Origin of the sequence: Pseudomonas meliae (assembly GCF_001400515.1) — a bacterium.
Classification (GTDB): Bacteria; Pseudomonadota; Gammaproteobacteria; order Pseudomonadales; family Pseudomonadaceae; genus Aquipseudomonas; species Aquipseudomonas amygdali.
This window is the reverse complement of the sequence record NZ_LJQT01000051.1, coordinates 1-20,737: the sequence shown is the minus strand read 5'-3', so window position 1 is coordinate 20,737 and position 20,737 is coordinate 1. Positions and strand designations below refer to the sequence as shown.

The window sequence follows — 20,737 nt, the reverse complement described above, 5'->3', positions numbered from 1 at the left end:
ATTGCCGCAAGGCAACCGGGCTGGGTACAGCGCAGATGTCATGTCAGACCTTAGTGCTCGGCAGCAGGGCCGCCAATCGGAGTTTCCGGACGAGGGTCAGGTGTGATCGGAGTACCGTTGGTACCCGAACCACCGCCCCAGTCACGCGGTTCACGAGGCACGCGACCGGTCATGATGTCGTCGATCTGATCGGCATCAATGGTTTCATACTTCATCAGCGCATCGGCCATCGCTTCAAGCTTGTCACGATTGTCCGTGAGCAACTGCTTGGCAGTGCCGTAGCAGTGATCGATGATGCTGCGCACTTCGGAGTCGATGAGCTTGGCAGTATCGCCGGAAACACTGGAGTTCTGGCTGCTGCCGCGCCCCAGGTAACCCGCATCTTCGTCTTCCGAATACATCAGCGGGCCGAGCTTTTCAGACAAGCCCCATTTGGTGACCATGTTCCGGGCAATCTGACTGGCACGCATGATGTCATTGGATGCACCGGTCGTGACGCCATCGAAGCCCAGGGTCATTTCTTCCGCGATACGACCACCGTAAAGCGAGCAGATCTGGCTGATCAGCGCGCGCTTGGACAGGCTGTAACGGTCTTCTTCAGGAAGAAACATGGTTACACCCAGGGCGCGACCGCGAGGAATGATCGAGACCTTGTAGACCGGATCATGCTCAGGCACCAGACGCCCTACGATAGCGTGACCCGCTTCGTGGTAGGCCGTGTTGCGCTTTTCCTTTTCGGACATGACCATCGATTTGCGCTCGGCGCCCATCATGATCTTGTCCTTGGCCAGTTCGAACTCTTTCATCTCTACGACGCGCTTGCCGGAGCGAGCAGCGAACAGCGACGCTTCGTTGACCAGGTTAGCCAGATCGGCACCGGAGAAGCCCGGTGTACCGCGAGCGATAACGCCTGCATTGACGTCTTCGCCCATTGGAACCTTGCGCATGTGAACCTTGAGGATCTGCTCGCGACCACGAATGTCCGGCAGACCTACAACCACCTGACGGTCGAAACGGCCCGGACGCAGCAGCGCCGGGTCGAGCACGTCAGGACGGTTGGTAGCGGCAATGACGATGATGCCGTCATTCATTTCAAAACCGTCCATCTCGACCAGCAACTGGTTGAGAGTTTGCTCTCGCTCGTCGTGACCACCACCCATGCCAGCGCCACGATGGCGACCGACCGCATCGATTTCGTCGATGAAGATGATGCAAGGAGCATGTTTTTTGGCCTGTTCGAACATATCACGGACGCGGCTTGCACCGACGCCCACGAACATCTCGACGAAATCAGAACCGGAAATGGTGAAGAACGGCACTTTCGCCTCGCCGGCAATGGCCTTGGCGATCAGCGTCTTACCGGTACCCGGAGGACCGACCATCAGAACGCCACGCGGGATACGGCCGCCCAGACGCTGGAACTTGCCCGGATCACGAAGAAACTCGACAAGCTCGCCGACTTCTTCCTTGGCTTCGTCACAACCGGCAACATCGGCCAGGGTGGTCTTGACCTGATCTTCGGACAGCAGACGCGCCTTGCTCTTGCCGAAGCTCATCGGGCCGCCCTTGCCGCCCGCCCCGCCCTGCATCTGGCGCATGAAGAACATGAACACCGCAATGATCACCAGGATAGGGAAGCTGGCCACCAGTAACTGAGTCCAGATGCTCTGCTGCTCAGGCTGCTTGCCTTCAATCACGACGTTGTTGCTGACCAGATCACCGATCAGACCGTTGTCCGGGATGTTCGGGCGGATGGTCTTGAAGGTGTCGCCATCACTGCGCTTGCCCGTAATGACGTAGCCGTCGACAGAGACCTTCTCGACCTTGCCATCCTTGACCTGCTGGATGAACTCGGAATAGTTGAGGTTCTGCGGCTCGTTAGGGCTGGAGAAGTTGTTCATCACCGTCACCAGGACAGCCGCGATGATCAACCACAGGATCAAATTCTTTGCCATATCGTTCAATTAGCTACCCTCTGAAGCAAGCTCCACGCAGCAAGCGTGCCTCGCATGATATTCACCGGCCTAACTTACTACAGAACCTACAGATACGGCAGACACCGTCTGTAACCCTTTGTGAAACTTTGACAACACAATGTTCAGTCATGCTGCATCGGTAACGCCATTTGAAAAAAGCTATCGTGCCCCTTCAAAAACGCTCGATGCTGGCTGCCCCGTCGATTCCACGAAAGCCGCGAGCCAGCAGGTATTGCTCGCGTGACCTGTCGCGGGATGACGAAGGTTTGCGCATCTGCACCTTGTCAAACAGCTTGCGAATATCCTTGTGGTAGACATCGAAGCCTTCACCCTGGAAGACCTTGATCAGAAAATCGCCACCGGGACGTAGTACCCGACCGGCCAGATCGAGCGCCAATTCACAGAGAAACATCGCACGCGGCATATCTACAGCGCTCAATCCACTCATATTGGGGGCCATATCGGAAATCACAAGGTCTACCTGCGTATTACCGACTGCCTCAAGGATCTGCTCGAGAATCTTGTCCTCGGTAAAATCCCCCTGAATGAAGGTCACATCCGGGATGCTGTCCATTTCAAGGATGTCGGAAGCAATCAGACGACCTTGACCGCCGATCAGACGACTGGTCACCTGCGACCAGCCTCCCGGCGCAGCACCGAGGTCGATAACGGTCATGCCCGGACGGATGAGTTTGTCCTTTTCCTGAATCTCGAGCAGCTTGTAGCTGGCACGCGAACGGTAGCCGTCCTTCTGCGCCATTTTGACGTACTTGTCGTCGAAGTGTTCTTTGAGCCAGTTATGGCTTGTCTTGGAACGGGCCACGGGGCACCTCAAAAATAAACGAGTCGTGATTAACTGGGCGGTCCCGGACTCGCTCGGGTAAACTGGCCGCCGCTTTTAAAAGATCAGACGCAGAGGTCAGATTATGCCGCTCACTCCAGAGCAGAAGAAACAATACAAATCCATTGGCCACCATCTGAAACCGGTGTTGATCGTGGCTGACAATGGTTTGACTGAAGGTGTACTTGCAGAGCTTGAACGCGCATTGAGCGATCACGAGCTGATCAAGATCAAGCTCAACATCCTTGATCGCGAGAGCCGCCTGGGCGCAGTTGCAGAACTGTGCAAGGCCGGTTCGGCGGATCTTGTACAGGTCATCGGCAAAATGGCGCTGATCTACCGCAAGAACCCAAAGGTAAACAAGCAGCTCTCCAACGTCCACCGCGCGCACGGATAAAAACAGAAGTCAGGGCCGCCAAAAGGCGTGCCCTGACTCTTTTTTGCTGCTGACTGCGCCCGCCAAAGCGGGCGACAGGCATCAGATATGACGCACTTCGATGATTTCGTATTCGATAACGCCGCTAGGCGTTTTCACGACGACGACATCGCCCTCTTCCTTGGCAATCAAGGCGCGAGCAATGGGCGAACCCACTGAAATCTTGCCCTTCTTGATATCCGCCTCGTCCTCACCAACGATCTGGTAGACAACGCTTTCGTCGGTTTCGACGTTGGCGATTTCGACTGTCGTGCCGAAAATCACCTTGCCAGTGTGCGGAATAGTCGTAACGTCGATCACCACAGCGTTCTGCATGCGGCCTTCAATATCACGAATACGCGCCTCGACCATACCTTGCTGCTCGCGGGCAGCGTGGTATTCAGCGTTTTCCTTGAGGTCGCCCAGTTCGCGCGCAGTACCGATGTCCTGGCTCAACTTGGGACGGATCACCTTGGTCAGGTGAGTCAGCTCTTCTTCCAGGGCGCGAGCGCCCTGAACGGTCATTGGGTATTTGATCATGCCTTCAATCCTGCATGGAGATCCTGCAAGCGACGTACGGTCTTCTCGGGACCGAATTTGAGCGCTTCACAGATCGCTTCGCCTGCTGCAATGGTAGTGGTGCAGTAGATCTTGTGCTGCAAGGCGTTGCGACGGATGGAGTAGGAATCTGCGATCGACTGACGACCTTCGGTGGTGTTGATGATCAGGGTGACTTCGTCATTCTTGATCATATCGACCACGTGTGGACGCCCTTCGGTCACCTTGTTCACGCGACGTACTTTCAGGCCTGCCGCTTCGATCAGCTTGGCAGTACCTGCGGTAGCTACGATTTCAAAACCCAGATTGATCAGGTCACGGGCGACTGCTTCAACCAGAGGCTTGTCATCGTCACGCACACTGATGAAAGCAGTACCGCCAGTCGGCAGCACTTCGCTCGCGCCCATCTGAGCCTTGGCGAACGCTTCACCGAAGGTATCGCCCACGCCCATCACTTCGCCGGTCGATTTCATTTCCGGGCCGAGGATCGGGTCAACGCCAGGGAATTTGGCAAACGGGAACACTGCCTCCTTCACGCTGTAGAAGTTCGGGATGATTTCCTTGGTGAAGTTCAGCTCTTTCAGGGTTTTTCCTGCCATCACACGAGCAGCGATCATGGCCAGGGAAACACCGATGCACTTGGAAACGAACGGCACGGTACGCGATGCACGCGGGTTGACTTCAATGACGTAGATATCTTCGCCCTGAAGTGCCAGCTGTACGTTCATCAGGCCGACAACGCCCAGCTCCAGAGCCATTTTCTTGACCTGTTCGCGCATCTCGTCCTGGATGTGTGCAGGCAGCGAGTACGGCGGCAGCGAGCATGCGGAGTCACCGGAGTGAACGCCCGCCTGCTCGATGTGCTGCATGATCGCGCCAATCACCACGTCAGTCCCATCGCAGACCGCATCGACGTCCATCTCGATGGCACAGTTCAGGAAGTGGTCCAGCAGCACCGGGCTGTCGTTGGACACTTGAACCGCTTCACGCAGGTAACGCTTGAGCTCGTCTTCCTGGTACACGATTTCCATCGCGCGGCCGCCCAGTACATAGGACGGGCGCACCACCAGCGGGTAACCGATCTTCGCCGCAGCACGAATGGCTTCATCTTCGCTACGCACAGTAGCGTTTGGCGGCTGACGCAGGTTGAGGCGCTCGACCATTTGCTGGAAGCGCTCACGGTCTTCGGCACGGTCAATGGCGTCAGGGCTGGTGCCGATAATCGGCACACCGGCTGCTTCAAGGGCACGTGCCAGTTTCAGCGGCGTCTGGCCACCGTACTGGACGATCACACCTTTCGGCTTCTCGACCCGCACGATTTCCAGCACGTCTTCCAGGGTGACAGGCTCGAAGTACAGGCGGTCAGAGGTGTCGTAATCGGTGGAAACGGTTTCCGGGTTGCAGTTGACCATGATGGTCTCGTACCCGTCTTCACGCAGCGCCAGGGCGGCGTGTACACAGCAGTAGTCGAACTCGATACCCTGGCCGATACGGTTAGGGCCACCGCCGAGGATCATGATCTTGTCGCGCGTCGAAGGGTTGGCTTCGCACTCTTCTTCGTACGTCGAGTACAGGTACGCGGTGTCGGTTGCGAATTCGGCAGCGCAGGTGTCGACGCGCTTGTAGACCGGGAACACGTCCAGCTTGTGACGATGCGTACGCAGGTTCTTTTCGGTGACGCCGACCAGCTTGGCCAGGCGCGCATCGGAGAAGCCCTTGCGCTTGAGGCGAAACATCAGGTCACGATCGATTGCCGACAGGCCCAGCGTCTTGACCTTCTCTTCGTCCTTGACCAGATCTTCGATCTGCACCAGGAACCAGGGGTCAATCATGTTCATGGCGAAGATTTCTTCAACCGTCATGCCTGCGCGGAAGGCGTCGGCGACGTACCAGATACGCTCGGCACCCGGCACAGTCAGCTCGCGCTTGAGCGTGCTCATGCTTTCAGGGTGGCTCAGATCCAGCTTCGGATCGAGACCGCAAACGCCGACTTCCAGGCCGCGCAAGGCTTTCTGCAGGGACTCCTGGAAGGTGCGGCCGATAGCCATGACTTCACCGACCGACTTCATCTGAGTGGTCAGACGCGCATCCGCCTTGGCGAACTTCTCGAAGGCAAAGCGCGGCAGCTTGGTGACGACGTAGTCGATCGACGGTTCGAACGAAGCCGGGGTCTTGCCGCCGGTGATTTCGTTCGACAGCTCGTCAAGGGTGTAACCCACTGCCAGCTTGGCGGCAACGCGTGCAATCGGGAAGCCGGTCGCCTTGGAGGCCAGCGCCGAGGAACGCGATACGCGCGGGTTCATCTCGATCACGACCATACGCCCGGTGTCCGGGCAGATGCCGAACTGAACGTTGGAACCACCGGTTTCAACGCCGATCTCGCGCAGCACTGCCAGCGAGGCGTTACGCAGGATCTGGTATTCCTTGTCGGTCAGGGTCTGTGCCGGAGCAACGGTGATGGAGTCGCCGGTGTGCACGCCCATCGGGTCGAAGTTTTCAATCGAGCAGACGATGATGCAGTTGTCCTTTTTGTCGCGGACAACTTCCATTTCGTACTCTTTCCAGCCGATCAGCGATTCGTCGATCAGCAGCTCTTTGGTCGGCGACAGGTCCAGACCGCGAGCGCAGATTTCTTCGAACTCTTCACGGTTGTACGCGATACCGCCGCCCGTGCCGCCCATGGTGAACGATGGACGAATGATGCACGGGAAGCCAAGCTTTTCGAGAACCGCGTTGGCTTCTTCCATGCTGTGCGCGATACCGGAACGCGGGCACGCCAGGCCGATAGACTTCATGGCCTTGTCGAAACGCGAGCGGTCTTCAGCCTTGTCGATGGTATCGGCGTTGGCACCGATCATCTCCACGCCGAACTTCTCCAGAACGCCTTCGCGCTCCAGATCCAGTGCGCAGTTCAGAGCCGTCTGGCCGCCCATGGTTGGCAGCAGTGCGTCAGGACGCTCTTTTTCGATGATCTTGGCAACGGTCTGCCACTTGATCGGCTCGATGTAGGTGGCGTCGGCCATGGCCGGGTCAGTCATGATGGTGGCCGGGTTGGAGTTCACCAGGATGACGCGGTAACCCTCCTCGCGCAGAGCCTTGCAGGCCTGGGCGCCGGAGTAGTCGAATTCACAGGCCTGGCCGATCACGATGGGGCCGGCGCCGAGAATCAGGATGCTTTTAATATCTGTACGTTTTGGCATGGGTTGTCACTCAAATCCGCAGGTCAGTCGGCAAGCCGTCTTGAACATTTCTTTGAGGTGGCCTGGGCGGCAGCAACCGGACATTGAGTCCGGGGCCGCCCAGGCCACCTGCGTATTACATTCTCAAGGCAACCGGTCAGCGTCGCTTGGCCATGGCTTCGATAAAGCGATCAAACAGAGGCGCGACGTCATTCGGGCCCGGGCTCGCCTCAGGGTGCCCCTGGAAGCTGAATGCGCTCTTGTCGGTCAGCTCGATACCCTGAAGGGTGCCGTCGAACAACGACTTGTGAATGGCGCGAACATTGCCCGGCAGCGTGGCCTCATCAACAGCAAAACCGTGGTTCTGGCTGGTGATCATGACCACACCGGTGTCCAGATCCTGAACAGGGTGGTTTGCACCGTGGTGGCCATGGCCCATTTTCACGGTCTTGGCACCGGCAGCCAAGGCCAGAAGCTGGTGACCCAGGCAGATACCGAATACCGGCACTTCGGTTTGCAGCACTTCCCTGATCGCCTTGATGGCGTAGTCGCACGGCTCGGGGTCGCCAGGGCCGTTGGACAGGAAAACACCGTCGGGTTTGTAGACAAGCACATCGCTGGCAGGCGTTTGCGCAGGCACCACAGTCACCCGGCAACCGCGCTCGACCAGCATGCGCAGAATGTTGACCTTGACGCCGTAGTCGTAAGCGACCACATGATAGGGCAGCTCGGAAGCGGCGATTTCAGGGTGGCTGTCGGTCTGCAGGTTCCAGACGCTGGAACGCCACTCGTAGGTGTCCTTGGTACTGACTTCCTTTGCCAGGTCCATGCCCTTGAGGCCGGGGAACCCGCGAGCAGCAGCGATGGCTGCTTCTTCGGAAATGTTGTCGCCAGCCATGATGCAGCCGTTCTGGGCGCCTTTCTCACGCAGGATGCGGGTCAGGCGACGCGTATCGATGCCGGCGATGGCAACGACATTATTGGCTTTCAGGTAATCACCGAGGGACAGCTTGTTACGCCAGTTGCTGGCGACCAGCGGCAGGTCACGGATGACCAGGCCAGCGGACCAGACACGATCGGACTCTGCGTCTTCAGGCGTGGTACCGGTATTGCCGATGTGCGGGTAAGTCAGGGTAACGATTTGCTGGGCGTAGGAAGGATCGGTAAGAATTTCCTGATAGCCTGTCATTGCGGTGTTGAACACCACCTCACCAACGGTCTGACCGTCGGCTCCAATGGCTTCGCCGCGAAAAATGCTGCCATCAGCAAGGGCGAGTATGGCTGGCTTAGTCAAGAAGACCTCCCGTAAATAAAACCTGAAAGGGCGATCGCAGGCTGCAAAAAAGCGGAATGACGTAGTTACGTCACCCCGCTTTCTTATGGAATCATCTGCGCGCTTTTTTTTTAGTGGACACACTAAAGCTGTAGCTTACAGAAAAGGCCCTTTTTGGTCTACCACCAATGAGCCTGAAATGCGGGAAAATGCGACAGGGCCACGAATGGCACTGTCATGAAATCAATGCAGACCCAGTACATCCTGCATGTCGTAAAGCCCTGGCGCCTTGCCGTCGAGCCACATTGCAGCCCGCACGGCACCCTTTGCAAAGGTCATGCGACTGGATGCCTTGTGGGTGATCTCGACCCGCTCGCCGTCTGCTGCGAACAGCACGGTATGGTCGCCGACAACGTCACCGGCACGAATGGTCGCAAACCCGATGGTCTGACGATCACGCGCGCCGGTCTGGCCTTCACGGCCGTAGACAGCGACTTTTTCCAGGTCGCGACCCAGCGCACTGGCAACCACTTCACCCATGCGCAAGGCGGTGCCGGACGGCGCATCGACCTTGTGCCGGTGGTGCGCCTCGGTGATTTCGATATCGACCTCATCACCCAGAACACGCGCGGCGGTGTCCAGCAACTTCAAGCAAAGGTTTACACCAACGCTGAAGTTGGCAGCGAACACAATCGGGATGTCTTTACCCGCTTCGACCAGACGCTGCTTCTCTTCGGCACTGAAGCCAGTCGTGCCGATAATCATAGCCTTGCCGGCCTTACGGCAGAACGCTAGATTTTTCAGCGTTACCGAAGGGTGGGTGAAGTCGATCAACACGTCGAACTCATCCGCCACTTTTGCCAGGTCGCCCGACAACGGCACACCGATACGCCCCAGCGCAGCCAGCTCGCCTGCATCCGCACCCACCAGCGTGCTGTCAGGACGATCGATAGCGGCGGTCAACCCGGCACCCGGTGCCTGCTGAACCGCCTCGATCAAAGTCTTGCCCATGCGCCCGGCGGCGCCCACTACAGCAATACGTCGCATGCCCTGCTCCCGTTGATAAGCCTTACAGATCGCCGAAGAAACGCTTCACACCCTCGAACCAGCCACTGGCCTTGGGAGAGTGGGACTCGTCGTTTTCAAGCGAAGTGCGGAACTCTTCAAGCAGCTCGCGCTGACGCTTGCTCAGGTTGACCGGAGTTTCGACCGCTACACGGCACATCAAGTCACCAGCACCGCCGCCACGTACCGGAGCGACACCCTTGCCACGCAAGCGGAACTGCTTGCCGGTCTGGGTACCTTCGGGGATTTTCAGTTTGACGCGACCATCAAGGGTCGGTACTTCAAGCTCGCCACCCAGCGCGGCATCGGTAAAGCTGATCGGCACTTCGCAGAACAGGTGCTTGCCGTCACGCTGGAAGATCGCGTGTTCGCGCACATTGATCACGACATACAGGTCGCCGGTCGGCCCACCCTGAGTACCCGCTTCGCCTTCGCCAGACAGACGAATGCGGTCACCGGTATCGACACCTGGCGGCACCTTGACCGAAAGCGTCTTGGACTCTTCGACACGACCTTCACCGTGGCACGAATCGCACGGGTCGGAAATAATCTTGCCGTGGCCATGGCAGCGTGGGCAGGTTTGCTGCACAGAGAAGAAACCCTGCTGCATGCGAACCTGACCGATACCACCGCAGGTAGGGCAGGTAACGGGCGACGAGCCTTTCTTGGCACCGCTGCCATCGCACGGCTTGCAGTTGACCAGTGTCGGAACGCGGATATTCACGTTAGTACCGCGAACCGCTTCTTCCAGATTCAGCTCCAGCGTATAGCGCAGATCGCTGCCGCGCTGGGCACCGCCACGGCCGCCGCCAAAGAAATCACTGAACACATCACCGAAGATGTCGGAGAAATTGGCACCACCGGCACCACCACCAAAACCGCCGCCACCACCCATGCTCGGGTCGACACCGGCATGGCCATACTGGTCGTACGCAGCGCGCTTGCTGGCATCGGACAGCACTTCGTAGGCCTCGTTGGCCTCTTTGAACAGCTCTTCCGAGGCTTTGTCATCAGGGTTACGGTCGGGGTGATGCGTCATCGCCAGACGGCGATAAGCCTTTTTCAGGTCCGCCTCGCTGGAGCCTCGCTCCACTCCCAACACTTCGTAATAATCACGCTTTGCCATAGTTCTTCCGCACTCTTGAGGACGTTCGGCAAGACCCTCCTGAACCCTGCCAAACTCGTTGAGCCCCATACAGGCCCTGGACCCAACTCACGTCAATTCAACGATCCTGGTCTTCGTTCAACAACCAGATGGATCTGGCCGAGAAAGCGGCAGAATGATTCGCCACGCAGGAGCGTAGCGATCTTGCCACATGGCTTGCGGAGCAAATCCGCACGCCGAAATTTTGCTTGTTCCAGACACGCCAACGCGGGAGTGCANNTGGGAGCAAGCTCCCGCGCGGCGACATCCTACCAGTCAGCGCTCGAAAGAGGTCAACCGGCGTTCAAGTGAGCCTGCGCTTACTTGTGGTCTTTCACTTCTTCGAACTCGGCATCGACAACGTCATCAGCCTTGGCATTTTCTTCAGCTGGCTTGGCCGCTGCTTCAGGGTTTTCGGCCTGCTCGGCGTACATCTTCTGAGCGATTGGCGCGGAAACCTTCGACAGCTCTTCAACCTTGGCTTCGATAGCAGCCTTGTCGTCGCCCTTGATAGCAGCTTCCAGAGCAACCAGTGCAGCCTCGACAGCCGTTTTCTCTTCAGCAGTGACCTTGTCACCCGCATCAGCGATCATTTTGCGAGTCGAGTGGACCAGCGCATCACCCTGGTTACGGGCAGAGGCCAGCTCTTCGAACTTGCGATCTTCTTCGGAGTTGACTTCAGCATCGCGGACCATTTGCTGAATTTCTTCCTCGGACAGACCGGAGTTGGCCTTGATGACGATGGACTGCTGCTTGCCGGTCGCCTTGTCTTTCGCACCAACATGCAGGATGCCGTTTGCGTCGATGTCGAAGGTTACTTCGATCTGTGGCACGCCACGTGGAGCAGGTGGAATCTCGGCCAGGTCGAACTTGCCCAAGGACTTGTTCTGACCGGCTTGCTTGCGCTCGCCCTGCAGTACGTGGATGGTTACCGCGTTCTGGTTGTCATCGGCAGTCGAGAACACTTGGGATTTCTTGGTAGGAATCGTGGTGTTTTTCTCGATCAGCGCAGTCATCACGCCGCCCATGGTTTCGATACCCAGAGTCAGCGGGCTGACGTCGAGCAGCAGAACGTCTTTGACATCACCGGCCAATACAGCGCCCTGGATGGCAGCACCCATTGCAACGGCTTCGTCAGGGTTGACGTCTTTACGTGCTTCTTTACCGAAGAACTCGGTTACCAGCTTCTGCACCAGCGGCATACGGGTCTGACCACCGACCAGAATCACGTCGTTGAGCTTGCTTCTGTCGATGCCAGCATCTTTAAGCGCCATTTCGCAAGGAGCGATGGTGCGCTGAACCAGGTCCTCAACCAGCGATTCCAGCTTGGAGCGCGAAATTTTCACGACCAGGTGCTTTGGACCGGTTGCATCTGCAGTGATGTACGGCAGGTTGACTTCGGTCTGCGTGCTGGAAGAAAGCTCGATCTTGGCTTTCTCGGCAGCTTCTTTCAGACGCTGCATGGCCAGCGGGTCACCCTTGAGGTTCATACCGCTTTCTTTCTTGAATTCGTCGACGAAGTAGTCGATCAGACGAATGTCAAAGTCTTCACCGCCCAGGAACGTGTCGCCGTTGGTGGCCAACACTTCGAACTGGTGCTCGCCATCAACTTCGGCAATCTCGATGACCGAGACGTCGAACGTACCGCCACCCAGGTCATAAACGATGACAGTGTGGTCGCCCTTGGCCTTGTCCATACCGTAAGCCAGAGCGGCCGCGGTTGGTTCGTTGATGATGCGCTTGACGTCCAGACCGGCGATACGGCCAGCGTCCTTGGTAGCCTGACGCTGACTGTCGTTGAAGTAGGCCGGAACGGTGATGACCGCTTCGGTAACCGCTTCACCGAGGTAGTCTTCGGCAGTCTTTTTCATTTTCTTCAGGATTTCAGCGGAAATCTGAGGAGGCGCCATCTTCTGGCCATTCACTTCAACCCAGGCATCACCGTTGTCAGCCTTGACGATCTTGTAAGGGACCATCTGGATGTCTTTCTGAACGACATCCTCTTCGAACTTACGACCAATCAGACGCTTTACCGCATACAGCGTGTTGTGCGGATTGGTAACGGCTTGACGCTTGGCGGACTGACCAACCAGGATCTCACCGTCATTGGCATAAGCAATGATCGAAGGTGTAGTACGAGTACCTTCTGCGTTCTCGATAACCTTGACGTTACCGTTTTCCAGAATGGAGACGCAGGAGTTGGTAGTCCCCAGGTCGATACCGATAATTCTGCCCATCTTGACTCTCCCGAAACTTGCAAAACTTGGATTTGGTTGCCGCCAGTGCGTTTACACCGTGCGGTAGCTCTTAAACGCTTGACCTTTAAATGGGGGCCTTACAGCTGATTTCAAGCCTGCTCGTTGATTGACGGCGTTGCAGGCGACGGTGCCTTGCTGACCACGACCATGGCCGGGCGCAACAGGCGACCATTAAGCTGATAACCCTTCTGGAATACCTTGAGCACAGTATTAGGCTCGACGTCGGCACTTTCCTGCATGGCCATCGCCTGGTGCTGGTCGGCACTGAACGGTTGACCATGTGGATCAATGGCTTCCAACTGATAACGCTTGAGGGTGTCCTGAAACATCTTCAAGGTCAGCTCGATGCCTTCACGCATCGGGCGAATGCTTTCATCGTCCGGATTGGACAGATCAAGGCCTCGCTCCAGACTGTCGATGATCGGCAACAGATCACCGGCAAATTTTTCCAGCGCAAACTTGTGCGCCTTTTCAACATCCTGCTCGGCACGGCGGCGGACATTCTGCAGATCCGCAGCCACGCGAAGGGATTGGTCCTGCGCAGCAGCCAGTTGCTCTTCGAGCACCTGCACACGGGTTGTCAGTTCTTCACCCGCGCCCGCCTCGGCAGCCTGATCCTGAGCCTGCGCATCCAGATTCTGTTCGTCAGCCATACTTGTTCTCCTCTAAAAACGTCCGCGATCCCGATTCGCGCTTCTGTCCACCTATATGGGATCGGAATTTCCGGCTTCAAGGGTTTCATGCAATCGAGATACGCATTCCCTGACAAATAATGCGGATTCCGGACGAGCGAAAAATTGCGGACCGACACAAGAGCGACTAAAAACCACTGCAAACCGATCAAATCGAGCTAAGCGAAGGCATTGTCAGCAACAAACAAAACACTGTATAAATAACCAGACAAACAGCCCGGGAGCCGCTCAATGCTGGTGCACCTTTCCGTACACAACTACGCCATTGTCGAACACCTTGACCTCGAACTGGATCGAGGCATGAGCGTCATCACCGGCGAAACCGGCGCTGGGAAGTCGATCATGCTCGACGCCCTGGGCCTTACGCTGGGCGACCGTGCCGACAGCGGCGTGGTCCGGCCGGGTGCCGACAAGGCCGATATCCTGGCCACATTCGACCTGGGCGACATTCCCGAGGCACAGACCTGGCTCAAAGAGCGCGACCTGGACAACGACGGCCCCTGCATCCTGCGCCGGGTCATTACCGCCGAAGGTCGGTCACGCTCCTACATCAATGGCTCGCCCTGCCCTCAGGGAGATTTGAAGGCACTGGGTGAACTGCTCATTGATATCCACAGCCAGCATGAGCACCAGTCGCTGCTCAAGACCGATACCCACCGACGCCTGCTGGACGAATACGCTGGCGCTACCGACCTGGCCCGTCAGGTCCATCTCGCCGCACAGCGCTGGCGGCAGACGCGACAAGAGCTGGAGCGCCTTTCCAATTCAGGGGACGAGCAGCGCGCACGCCATCAACTGCTCAGCTATCAGCTCGAAGAGCTGGAAAGCCTGAGCCTGGGCGAAAACGAGCTTGAGCAGCTCGAGCAGGAACACAAAGATCTGACCAACGCCGAAAGCCTGCTGAGCATTTGCCGACAAGTGGTCGAGCAGTGCAGTGAAAGCGATTCCGGCAACGTGCTCAATGCCCTGACTGCCAGCCTGCATCGACTCGGCAGCGTCGACCATTCGCCGTCCGCCCTGAGCGAGGCCACCGGCTTGCTGTCCAGCGCGCAGATACAGGTAGAAGAAGCGGTAGGCGAACTGAACCGTTTTCTGGATCACTTCGATGCCGACCCGGCCAGACTGCAACAGCTTGAAGAGCGTCTTGATGCCATCTATACACTGGCGCGCAAGCACCGCATTCAGCCAGGTGAAGTGGCCACGCTGCAACAAAAGCTGCTGGATGAAATAGAAACACTGAATGCCAACGACGAATCCATCGAGCGCCTGGAGCACGAAGTGCAGGCATTTGCCCGGCACTATCAGGAAAAGGCCCGCGAACTGAGCGACCTGCGCCGCAATTCGGCAACGACACTGGCCAGCGCCGTAGAGCAGGAAATTCATCGACTGGGCATGCCCGGCGGTCGTTTCCAGATCGACCTTAAAGCCAATGCCAGCGTAGAACCGTCGCCTCACGGTCTTGAGCAGGTAGAGCTACTGGTCAGCGCCAACCCCGGCCAACCACTGAAAGCGCTGGCGAAAGTCGCGTCGGGTGGCGAGCTGTCGCGCATCAGCCTTGCGATTCAGGTCATTACTGCACAAACCTCGCGGGTGCCGACGCTGGTATTCGACGAAGTCGATGTGGGCATTGGCGGGCCGACCGCCGAGATCGTGGGGCAACTGCTGCGTCGTCTGGGCGAGCGCGGGCAAGTCATGACCGTCACCCACCTGCCGCAGGTTGCCGCGCAGGGCCATCAGCATCTGTTTGTGCACAAGGTCCGCGACAACGACGCCACGCGTACGGCGGTTTCCAAACTCAGCAAGACCGAGCGCATAGAAGAAGTGGCCCGAATGCTGGGGGGCATTGACCTGACCAAGGAATCTCTGGCGCACGCCAAAAAGATGGTCGTTACCGCTAAAAGCTGAACCGCAGAAAGCACAAAGGCGACCCGGGGTCGCCTTTGGTGCTGGTTTTTACGCCGTCTGGCTTACGCCTTCTTGTTGCGGACGTAGAGCACCAGATTGTGGTCCACCAGGTCAAAGCCGTGTCTTTCGACAATAGCCTTTTGAAGCTTCTCGATTTCTTCGTCGAAGAACTCGATCACCTCGCCTGACTCCACATTGACCATGTGGTCGTGATGGCCGCCATCAGCCAGCTCAAACACAGCATGACCGCCGTCGAAATTGTGGCGCACCACTAGTCCAGCGGCTTCAAACTGGGTCAGAACACGGTAAACCGTGGCCAGGCCGACGTCCTCGCTTGCCTCCATAAGCGCCTTGTAGACATCCTCGGCACTCATGTGGCGCTGCTCGGCAGAATCGAGCATTTGGAGTATTTTAACCCTTGGTAGGGTTACCTTTAGTCCTGCTTTACGTAGTTCGCTATTTTCAACCATGGTCAGCTTTCTCGCAGACGCTGCTTCGCAGCTTCTCTTAATGCAGGTATGATCGGGGTTTACGTTGTCCCAGCCAAGATAGTGGAAGTCGCCCACCGATGCAAAACACCAAGCTCTTGCTAACCAGTTTCACCTTCGTGGGACTGCTCGCACTCGCCGGTTGTTCATTCCCCGGGGTTTACAAAATCGACATCCAGCAGGGTAATGTCGTCACGCAGGACATGATAGACCAGTTACGCCCCGGAATGACCCGACGGCAAGTACGGTTTATCATGGGCAACCCCCTGTTGACCGACACTTTCCACTCCGATCGGTGGGATTACCTGTACAGCCTGCAGCCAGGTGGCGGTGAACGCCAGCAGGAGCGTGTCAGCCTTATATTCAACGGCAATGACCAGCTTGTAAGCCTGTCTGGCGACTTCATGCCCGGTGTCAGCCGCGATGAAGCCATTCTCGGCAAAGGCAGCGATACCACTGTCCCGGCAGAGAATCAGCCGGTGCAGAAGCCTGAAGAGCCGGCCAAGCCAGGTTCGTTGCTGGACAAGATCCAGAAAGACGTGGACAGCGTCGAGACCGTACCTGTCCCGACCCAAGAGCCTCTGGACACCAACTCTCGTTAGTCCGCAGCGCTCAACAAAAAGCCCGTCATGCCGGGCTTTTTTGTGCCTTTCGTTCAGTCAGCGTTCAGCCGGGAAGCGTCCGTTTCTCCCGTGCCCTGGCGGCACGCAGACGCCTGATCTCCATGGGATCGGCCAATAGCGGACGATAGATCTCTATTCGCTCACCCGCCTCCAGCACCCGCGTGGAAGGATCAGCCACCACCTTGCCGAAGATGCCTACGGCACACTGTGCCAGATTCAGCTCGGGAAACTCCCTGTCCATGCCACTGAGAGCCAGCGCCTGACGCACCGAGGAGCCCGCCGGAACATCCAGCGTCATCAACACCTGACGCTGCACAGAGGCGTACACCACCTCAATCTGAATCACTGCTTCAGCCATGCAGCTCTTTCGCTCGCTGACAGAACGCATCCACCAGCGTATTGGCCGCCTGATTGAACAGCGGCCCGAGCGTGGCGCGAACGATAGAGCCAGCATAATCGAAGGACAGATCCAGGCTGATCTTGCAGGCCTTCTCGCCCAGCGGCTTGAATGTCCAGACGCCATGAAACTGCTCGAATGGCCCCTCAACCAGGTCCATCACGATCGATTCGCCTGGGGTAAGCGTGTTGCGCGTCATGAACTTCTGGCTCAGACCGCCCTTGGCAATTTCCAGGCTGGCGCGCATCTGCGCTTCGCTGGACTCCAGCACGGTAGCGGAAGAGCACCACGGCAGAAACTCGGGATAACGAGCCACATCATTGACCAGGTCATAAAGGAACCCGGCCGGGTACGGCAGTAAAGCAGAGCGTTGTATATGCGTAGTCATGTGAGCGTCATTTCCAGAGCTGAGCGGCAAACACCACAAGAATGCCGAGCGGCGCCACGTAGCGCATCAAAAAGAACGTCAGGTTGAAGAGCAATGGACTGCGAATCGACAACTCGTCACGCACCGTCTCACGGCTCATCACCCAACCAGCGAATACCACAAAACACAACCCACCCAGCGGCAACATGATCCGCGAAGTGAAGAAATCAATGACTCCAAAGAAGTCCAGGCCAGTCGATGCGCCCCACTGGTAGAGGTGGAATACACCTCCATCGTTCACGAAAAACTTGGCTTTTTGCCAGATATTGAACGAGAACACCGTTCCCAGCCCCACAAACCAGCAGGTAAATGCCAGCCAGAACGTCACCCAGGCGCGGCGAATACGGGTGCGCTCAACCAGATAGGCAACCATGGGTTCAAGCAGCGAAATCGCCGAGCTCCAGGCCGCTACAGCCACCAGCACGAAGAACATAACACCCATCAACTGCCCGAATGCCACGTTGCCGAACGCGTATGGCAACGTTACAAACATCAGGCCCGGCCCCTCGCTCGGGTTCAGGCCTGCAGCAAAAACGATAGGGAACAGCGCAAGGCCCGCCAGCAGCGAAACAAAGGTGTCGAGTAACGCGATGCCGACGACCGTGGTGCTGATGGATGCGCCCTTGGTCATGTAAGCGCCGTAGACCATGATCGAGCCGACACCGACGCTCAGGGAAAAGAACGCATGCCCCATCGCGGGCAGCAAACCGTCCAACACCTTGTCGGGATTGAAGTCGAACATGAAATGCACGCCTTCCATGAAATGCCCGGTGGTCAGGCTATAGCCCAACAGTGCCAGCATCAGCAGGAACAGCATCGGCATCATGATGCGCAGGCTCTTCTCCAGACCGGCCTCGACACCCTTGCCGATCACCACCGCCGACAGCAGCATGAAAATGGTGTGCCACAAAATCAGACGCCAAGGGTCTGCAATCACCGCGCCCAAATAGGCACCGACCTGATCCGGCGAAACACCCTGAAAATCGCCGCGCCCCATGTCGATGATGTAATCCAGCGACCAGCCGCCCACCACACTATAAAAGGAGAGAATCAGCAAAGCCGTGATCATTCCGGCAAAAGCGCCCCATGACCATCGCGCCGAATGCCCCGCTTCCAGCGCCAGCGTCTTGAGCGCATTCGCAGGACTGAGTCGGGAACGACGGCCAATCAGCGTCTCGGCGATCATCACCGGAATGCCGATCAGCGCGATGCACGCCAGAAACACCAGTACAAATGCACCGCCGCCATAGGCACCGACCATGTACGGAAATTTCCATATGCTGCCCAGCCCCACGGCAGAACCTGTGGCAGCCAGGATGAACACCCAGCGGCTTGCCCAGCTACCGTGGACTGAAACCTTGTCCGTCGACATTATCGAAACGCCCAGCCAAAAAAGATCGCGCATTGTCCGGGATTCAACCTTTGTGCTCAAGCACGCGCTTTCCCATAGCCGACATTGATGCAACTCCCTATAATGCGCCCCCTATGGCTAAGCTCAAGAAAAACCCTACAGGGACCATCGCGCAAAATAAAAAGGCGCGTCACGATTACTTCATCGAACACAAGTTCGAGGCCGGTCTGGTCCTGGCTGGCTGGGAAGTAAAAAGCCTGCGTGCCACCAAGGTACAGCTGGTCGACAGTTACGTGCTGCTCAAGGATGGCGAGGCCTGGCTGATGGGTTGCCACATCACGCCTCTCAAGACTGCCAGCACGCACGTCATCGCTGACCCGACACGCACCCGAAAACTGCTGCTGAACAAGCGCGAGCTCGAAAAGCTCACCAGCTCGGTTCAACAGAAAGGCTATGCCTGCGTGGCCCTTTCCGTTTACTGGAAGGAGCACTTGATCAAATGCGAAATCGCGCTGGGTAAAGGCAAGAAGAAATACGACAAGCGCCACACCGAGCGTGAACGCGACTCGGACCGTGAGCTGCAGCGTGCCGTGCGCTCCAAGGGCAAGGACGACTAACTCCTTGCCTGTGCCGAATGCCTGTAACGGGCATTTGGCAGTGCGCACTTTCAATCCATCTGCCCCTTATTCCACCCCGCACAATCACAACCTCAACGCGAAGATCGCCCCACTTTGGTGCCTTAACCGCCCAATGTGGCTTTTTCGCATCTGTCTGAAAATAAAATAGAACGCCTGCGCTACAGCACAGTCAATCCTTTAGGCCCTGAACATGAACGGGCTTTCAAACCCTCGGGCGACGGCCTCAACGACCGGCCATACCGAGTCCACAGGTTATAAGGAGAGACACATGATGCGTACCGCCCTCACTGGATTGTTCCTCAGCGCCGCCCTGTTGGCTTCGCCGGTTTTTGCCGCCGATGATTTGTGCGCTGCAAACATCAAAACGATCGAAAATGCTCAGGTTTCTTCCGGCACCAACCTGAGCCCGGAAAACAAGACAATGCTAGAAACCACTGAGAAAAACGCCAAAGCGGCTCAAGCTCAGAACGACGAGAAAAAATGCGTCGAAATCACCACCAAGGTGATCACCTCGCTGAAAAACACCGGATCGGGCAGCGAAGACACCAAGTAACCCCTTCGATCAGGCCCGCCACCCGGTTAGCCTGATCGATTGCAGCAAACGGGTCGACGTGACACGCCAATCGGCGTACACTGCGCCCCAGCGACTGCGAAAGCAGTCTCGGGGCCGATTTGGATTCGACGCCGGAGATGAAACTTTAGGTGCATGCCGAGTTGGTAACAGAACTCGTAAATCCACTGTTGCAACTTTCTATAGTTGCCAATGACGAAAACTACGGTGCTCAACTAGCTGCGTAAGCAGCCTAGCCGCACTTCTGGTAGCTTCGGCTCCAGCAATCATCAGGGGATGTCTGTAAACCCAAAATGATTGTCATATAGAACAGAATCGCCGTGCAGTACGCTGTGGACGAATCGGCTAAAACTTACACAGCTCGCCCAAAGCACCCTGCCCGTCGGGTCGCTGAGGCTTAACTTAATAGACACGGCTACGCATGTAGTACCAACAGCGGAGTACTGGCGGACGGGGGTTCAAATCCCCCCGGCTCCACCAAAAACCTTACACAGCGCCCCGTTTTCGGGGCGTTGTGCTGTCTGAAGCTAGCTTTCTTCGCTAGTGCGCCACTGAGGCGTGACACATTGGTGAGGCATCGACCGGTGCTCATCGTGAAACCAGTTCCCTCCTACCTATCGCTCAATCGCCATGGCACATACTATTTCCGGATTGTGATCCCAGCACCCATACGGGCGCTCATTCATGGCAAACGTGAAATCCGGCGATCTCTCAAAACAGACAGTCAAAGGCTAGCCCTGAAGCGCGCAAGACAGCATGCTGTGCGATTTGAATCAGTTTTCGATCGGGTATTGAGAATGGCGGCACAAGACGAGTACGAGCCCTCAGCGGAGGAGTTGGCGCTTTTGGAAGAGCTGCTGAGTAAACCCGAGGTTGGGGTGTGGGCAGATACCAACGAAGCCCCCGAAACATCGCCGGAGTGAACCGCCCCGGGTT

The 20,737-nt window shown here is 57.3% G+C and carries 19 protein-coding genes and 1 other RNA gene; 7 read left to right on the top strand and 13 right to left on the bottom strand.

Annotated elements, in window-relative coordinates:
* Positions 1-50: 50 nt before the first annotated feature.
* Together ftsH and rlmE are read right to left on the bottom strand one after the other, a co-directional pair.
* A complete protein-coding gene (ftsH, locus tag ALO64_RS02440) occupies positions 51-1,955 on the bottom strand; it encodes an ATP-dependent zinc metalloprotease FtsH (RefSeq protein ID WP_004667397.1) in 1,905 nt (634 codons plus the stop codon).
* A gap of 193 nt (positions 1,956-2,148) precedes the next feature.
* Positions 2,149-2,799, bottom strand: a complete 651-nt coding sequence (gene rlmE, locus ALO64_RS02435; protein WP_004666214.1) for a 23S rRNA (uridine(2552)-2'-O)-methyltransferase RlmE — start codon at positions 2,797-2,799, stop codon at positions 2,149-2,151.
* Positions 2,800-2,902: 103 nt separating this feature from the next.
* Here rlmE and ALO64_RS02430 point away from each other — a divergent pair, with 103 nt between their 5' ends.
* The gene (locus ALO64_RS02430) at positions 2,903-3,214 is read left to right on the top strand and encodes a YhbY family RNA-binding protein (protein ID WP_002555133.1); all 312 of its coding nucleotides are present in this window, start codon (positions 2,903-2,905) and stop codon (positions 3,212-3,214) included.
* An 81-nt stretch (positions 3,215-3,295) separates the two neighbouring features.
* Here the strand turns inward: ALO64_RS02430 and greA are convergent, their stop codons facing one another.
* The 7 genes from greA to grpE all read right to left on the bottom strand — a co-directional run bounded on the left by greA (position 3,296) and on the right by grpE (position 13,362).
* Positions 3,296-3,772 carry a transcription elongation factor GreA gene (gene greA / locus ALO64_RS02425; RefSeq protein WP_002555134.1) on the bottom strand — a complete coding sequence of 159 codons (477 nt, stop codon included), beginning with the start codon at positions 3,770-3,772 and terminating at the stop codon, positions 3,296-3,298.
* Entirely contained in the window at positions 3,769-6,990 is a 3,222-nt protein-coding gene (gene carB, locus ALO64_RS02420) for a carbamoyl-phosphate synthase large subunit (RefSeq protein WP_005733032.1), read from the bottom strand. The genes greA and carB overlap by 4 nt, the downstream gene beginning before the upstream one ends.
* 136 nt (positions 6,991-7,126) lie before the next feature.
* The gene (gene carA / locus ALO64_RS02415; protein ID WP_044344206.1) at positions 7,127-8,263 is read right to left on the bottom strand and encodes a glutamine-hydrolyzing carbamoyl-phosphate synthase small subunit; all 1,137 of its coding nucleotides are present in this window, start codon (positions 8,261-8,263) and stop codon (positions 7,127-7,129) included.
* A gap of 222 nt (positions 8,264-8,485) precedes the next feature.
* Positions 8,486-9,289: a 4-hydroxy-tetrahydrodipicolinate reductase gene (gene dapB, locus ALO64_RS02410; protein ID WP_002555137.1), complete on the bottom strand. Its 804-nt coding sequence runs from the start codon at positions 9,287-9,289 to the stop codon at positions 8,486-8,488.
* Positions 9,290-9,311: 22 nt separating this feature from the next.
* On the bottom strand, positions 9,312-10,433 hold the full coding sequence (dnaJ, locus tag ALO64_RS02405) for a molecular chaperone DnaJ (RefSeq protein ID WP_044344205.1): 1,122 nt from the start codon (positions 10,431-10,433) through the stop codon (positions 9,312-9,314).
* A 338-nt stretch (positions 10,434-10,771) separates the two neighbouring features.
* Positions 10,772-12,688 carry a molecular chaperone DnaK gene (dnaK, locus tag ALO64_RS02400; protein ID WP_044344204.1) on the bottom strand — a complete coding sequence of 639 codons (1,917 nt, stop codon included), beginning with the start codon at positions 12,686-12,688 and terminating at the stop codon, positions 10,772-10,774.
* 110 nt (positions 12,689-12,798) lie between these two features.
* On the bottom strand, positions 12,799-13,362 hold the full coding sequence (gene grpE / locus ALO64_RS02395) for a nucleotide exchange factor GrpE (protein WP_002555140.1): 564 nt from the start codon (positions 13,360-13,362) through the stop codon (positions 12,799-12,801).
* 270 nt (positions 13,363-13,632) lie between these two features.
* On the opposite strand from grpE, the gene recN reads away from it, so the two are divergent.
* Positions 13,633-15,306 (top strand): DNA repair protein RecN, encoded by a 1,674-nt coding sequence (gene recN / locus ALO64_RS02390; protein WP_004666216.1) that lies wholly within the window; start codon positions 13,633-13,635, stop codon positions 15,304-15,306.
* 62 nt (positions 15,307-15,368) lie between these two features.
* Here the strand turns inward: recN and fur are convergent, their stop codons facing one another.
* The gene (fur, locus tag ALO64_RS02385) at positions 15,369-15,776 is read right to left on the bottom strand and encodes a ferric iron uptake transcriptional regulator (RefSeq protein WP_002555142.1); all 408 of its coding nucleotides are present in this window, start codon (positions 15,774-15,776) and stop codon (positions 15,369-15,371) included.
* A gap of 98 nt (positions 15,777-15,874) precedes the next feature.
* On the opposite strand from fur, the gene ALO64_RS02380 reads away from it, so the two are divergent.
* Positions 15,875-16,396 carry an outer membrane protein assembly factor BamE gene (locus tag ALO64_RS02380; protein ID WP_002555143.1) on the top strand — a complete coding sequence of 174 codons (522 nt, stop codon included), beginning with the start codon at positions 15,875-15,877 and terminating at the stop codon, positions 16,394-16,396.
* A gap of 64 nt (positions 16,397-16,460) precedes the next feature.
* On the opposite strand, the gene ALO64_RS02375 is transcribed toward ALO64_RS02380, so the two are convergent.
* Genes ALO64_RS02375 through ALO64_RS02365 form a run of 3 tightly spaced genes read right to left on the bottom strand, consistent with a single transcriptional unit; the run spans position 16,461 to position 18,613 of the window.
* Positions 16,461-16,775 carry an RnfH family protein gene (locus tag ALO64_RS02375; RefSeq protein WP_005733026.1) on the bottom strand — a complete coding sequence of 105 codons (315 nt, stop codon included), beginning with the start codon at positions 16,773-16,775 and terminating at the stop codon, positions 16,461-16,463.
* Positions 16,768-17,202, bottom strand: a complete 435-nt coding sequence (locus ALO64_RS02370) for a type II toxin-antitoxin system RatA family toxin (RefSeq protein ID WP_004656689.1) — start codon at positions 17,200-17,202, stop codon at positions 16,768-16,770. Before ALO64_RS02370 ends, ALO64_RS02375 begins: the two co-directional genes overlap by 8 nt.
* A gap of 7 nt (positions 17,203-17,209) precedes the next feature.
* Entirely contained in the window at positions 17,210-18,613 is a 1,404-nt protein-coding gene (locus tag ALO64_RS02365) for a sodium-dependent transporter (protein ID WP_044344212.1), read from the bottom strand.
* Between the two features lie 113 nt (positions 18,614-18,726).
* On the opposite strand from ALO64_RS02365, the gene smpB reads away from it, so the two are divergent.
* The 4 genes from smpB to ALO64_RS26600 all read left to right on the top strand — a co-directional run bounded on the left by smpB (position 18,727) and on the right by ALO64_RS26600 (position 20,724).
* Positions 18,727-19,209: an SsrA-binding protein SmpB gene (gene smpB, locus ALO64_RS02360; protein ID WP_044344203.1), complete on the top strand. Its 483-nt coding sequence runs from the start codon at positions 18,727-18,729 to the stop codon at positions 19,207-19,209.
* A 289-nt stretch (positions 19,210-19,498) separates the two neighbouring features.
* On the top strand, positions 19,499-19,783 hold the full coding sequence (locus tag ALO64_RS02355; protein ID WP_044344202.1) for a hypothetical protein: 285 nt from the start codon (positions 19,499-19,501) through the stop codon (positions 19,781-19,783).
* Positions 19,784-19,893: 110 nt separating this feature from the next.
* Positions 19,894-20,281, top strand: a transfer-messenger RNA (tmRNA) gene (gene ssrA / locus ALO64_RS23665).
* A gap of 89 nt (positions 20,282-20,370) precedes the next feature.
* Positions 20,371-20,724 carry a DUF6538 domain-containing protein gene (locus ALO64_RS26600; RefSeq protein WP_327168033.1) on the top strand — a complete coding sequence of 118 codons (354 nt, stop codon included), beginning with the start codon at positions 20,371-20,373 and terminating at the stop codon, positions 20,722-20,724.
* Positions 20,725-20,737: the final 13 nt, after the last annotated feature.

Excerpts from the sequence above, each read along its gene's own strand:
- ALO64_RS02365 (WP_044344212.1), bottom strand. The coding sequence starts at position 18,613 with ATGTCGACGGACAAGGTTTCAGTCCACGGTAGCTGGGCAAGCCGCTGG.
- grpE (WP_002555140.1), bottom strand. The coding sequence starts at position 13,362 with ATGGCTGACGAACAGAATCTGGATGCGCAGGCTCAGGATCAGGCTGCC.
- fur (WP_002555142.1), bottom strand. The coding sequence starts at position 15,776 with ATGGTTGAAAATAGCGAACTACGTAAAGCAGGACTAAAGGTAACCCTA.
- carB (WP_005733032.1), bottom strand. The coding sequence starts at position 6,990 with ATGCCAAAACGTACAGATATTAAAAGCATCCTGATTCTCGGCGCCGGC.
- dnaJ (WP_044344205.1), bottom strand. The coding sequence starts at position 10,433 with ATGGCAAAGCGTGATTATTACGAAGTGTTGGGAGTGGAGCGAGGCTCC.
- smpB (WP_044344203.1), top strand. The coding sequence starts at position 18,727 with ATGGCTAAGCTCAAGAAAAACCCTACAGGGACCATCGCGCAAAATAAA.
- ALO64_RS02380 (WP_002555143.1), top strand. The coding sequence starts at position 15,875 with ATGCAAAACACCAAGCTCTTGCTAACCAGTTTCACCTTCGTGGGACTG.
- greA (WP_002555134.1), bottom strand. The coding sequence starts at position 3,772 with ATGATCAAATACCCAATGACCGTTCAGGGCGCTCGCGCCCTGGAAGAA.
- ALO64_RS02375 (WP_005733026.1), bottom strand. The coding sequence starts at position 16,775 with ATGGCTGAAGCAGTGATTCAGATTGAGGTGGTGTACGCCTCTGTGCAG.
- ftsH (WP_004667397.1), bottom strand. The coding sequence starts at position 1,955 with ATGGCAAAGAATTTGATCCTGTGGTTGATCATCGCGGCTGTCCTGGTG.
- recN (WP_004666216.1), top strand. The coding sequence starts at position 13,633 with ATGCTGGTGCACCTTTCCGTACACAACTACGCCATTGTCGAACACCTT.
- dnaK (WP_044344204.1), bottom strand. The coding sequence starts at position 12,688 with ATGGGCAGAATTATCGGTATCGACCTGGGGACTACCAACTCCTGCGTC.
- ALO64_RS02370 (WP_004656689.1), bottom strand. The coding sequence starts at position 17,202 with ATGACTACGCATATACAACGCTCTGCTTTACTGCCGTACCCGGCCGGG.
- ALO64_RS02355 (WP_044344202.1), top strand. The coding sequence starts at position 19,499 with ATGATGCGTACCGCCCTCACTGGATTGTTCCTCAGCGCCGCCCTGTTG.
- dapB (WP_002555137.1), bottom strand. The coding sequence starts at position 9,289 with ATGCGACGTATTGCTGTAGTGGGCGCCGCCGGGCGCATGGGCAAGACT.
- ALO64_RS02430 (WP_002555133.1), top strand. The coding sequence starts at position 2,903 with ATGCCGCTCACTCCAGAGCAGAAGAAACAATACAAATCCATTGGCCAC.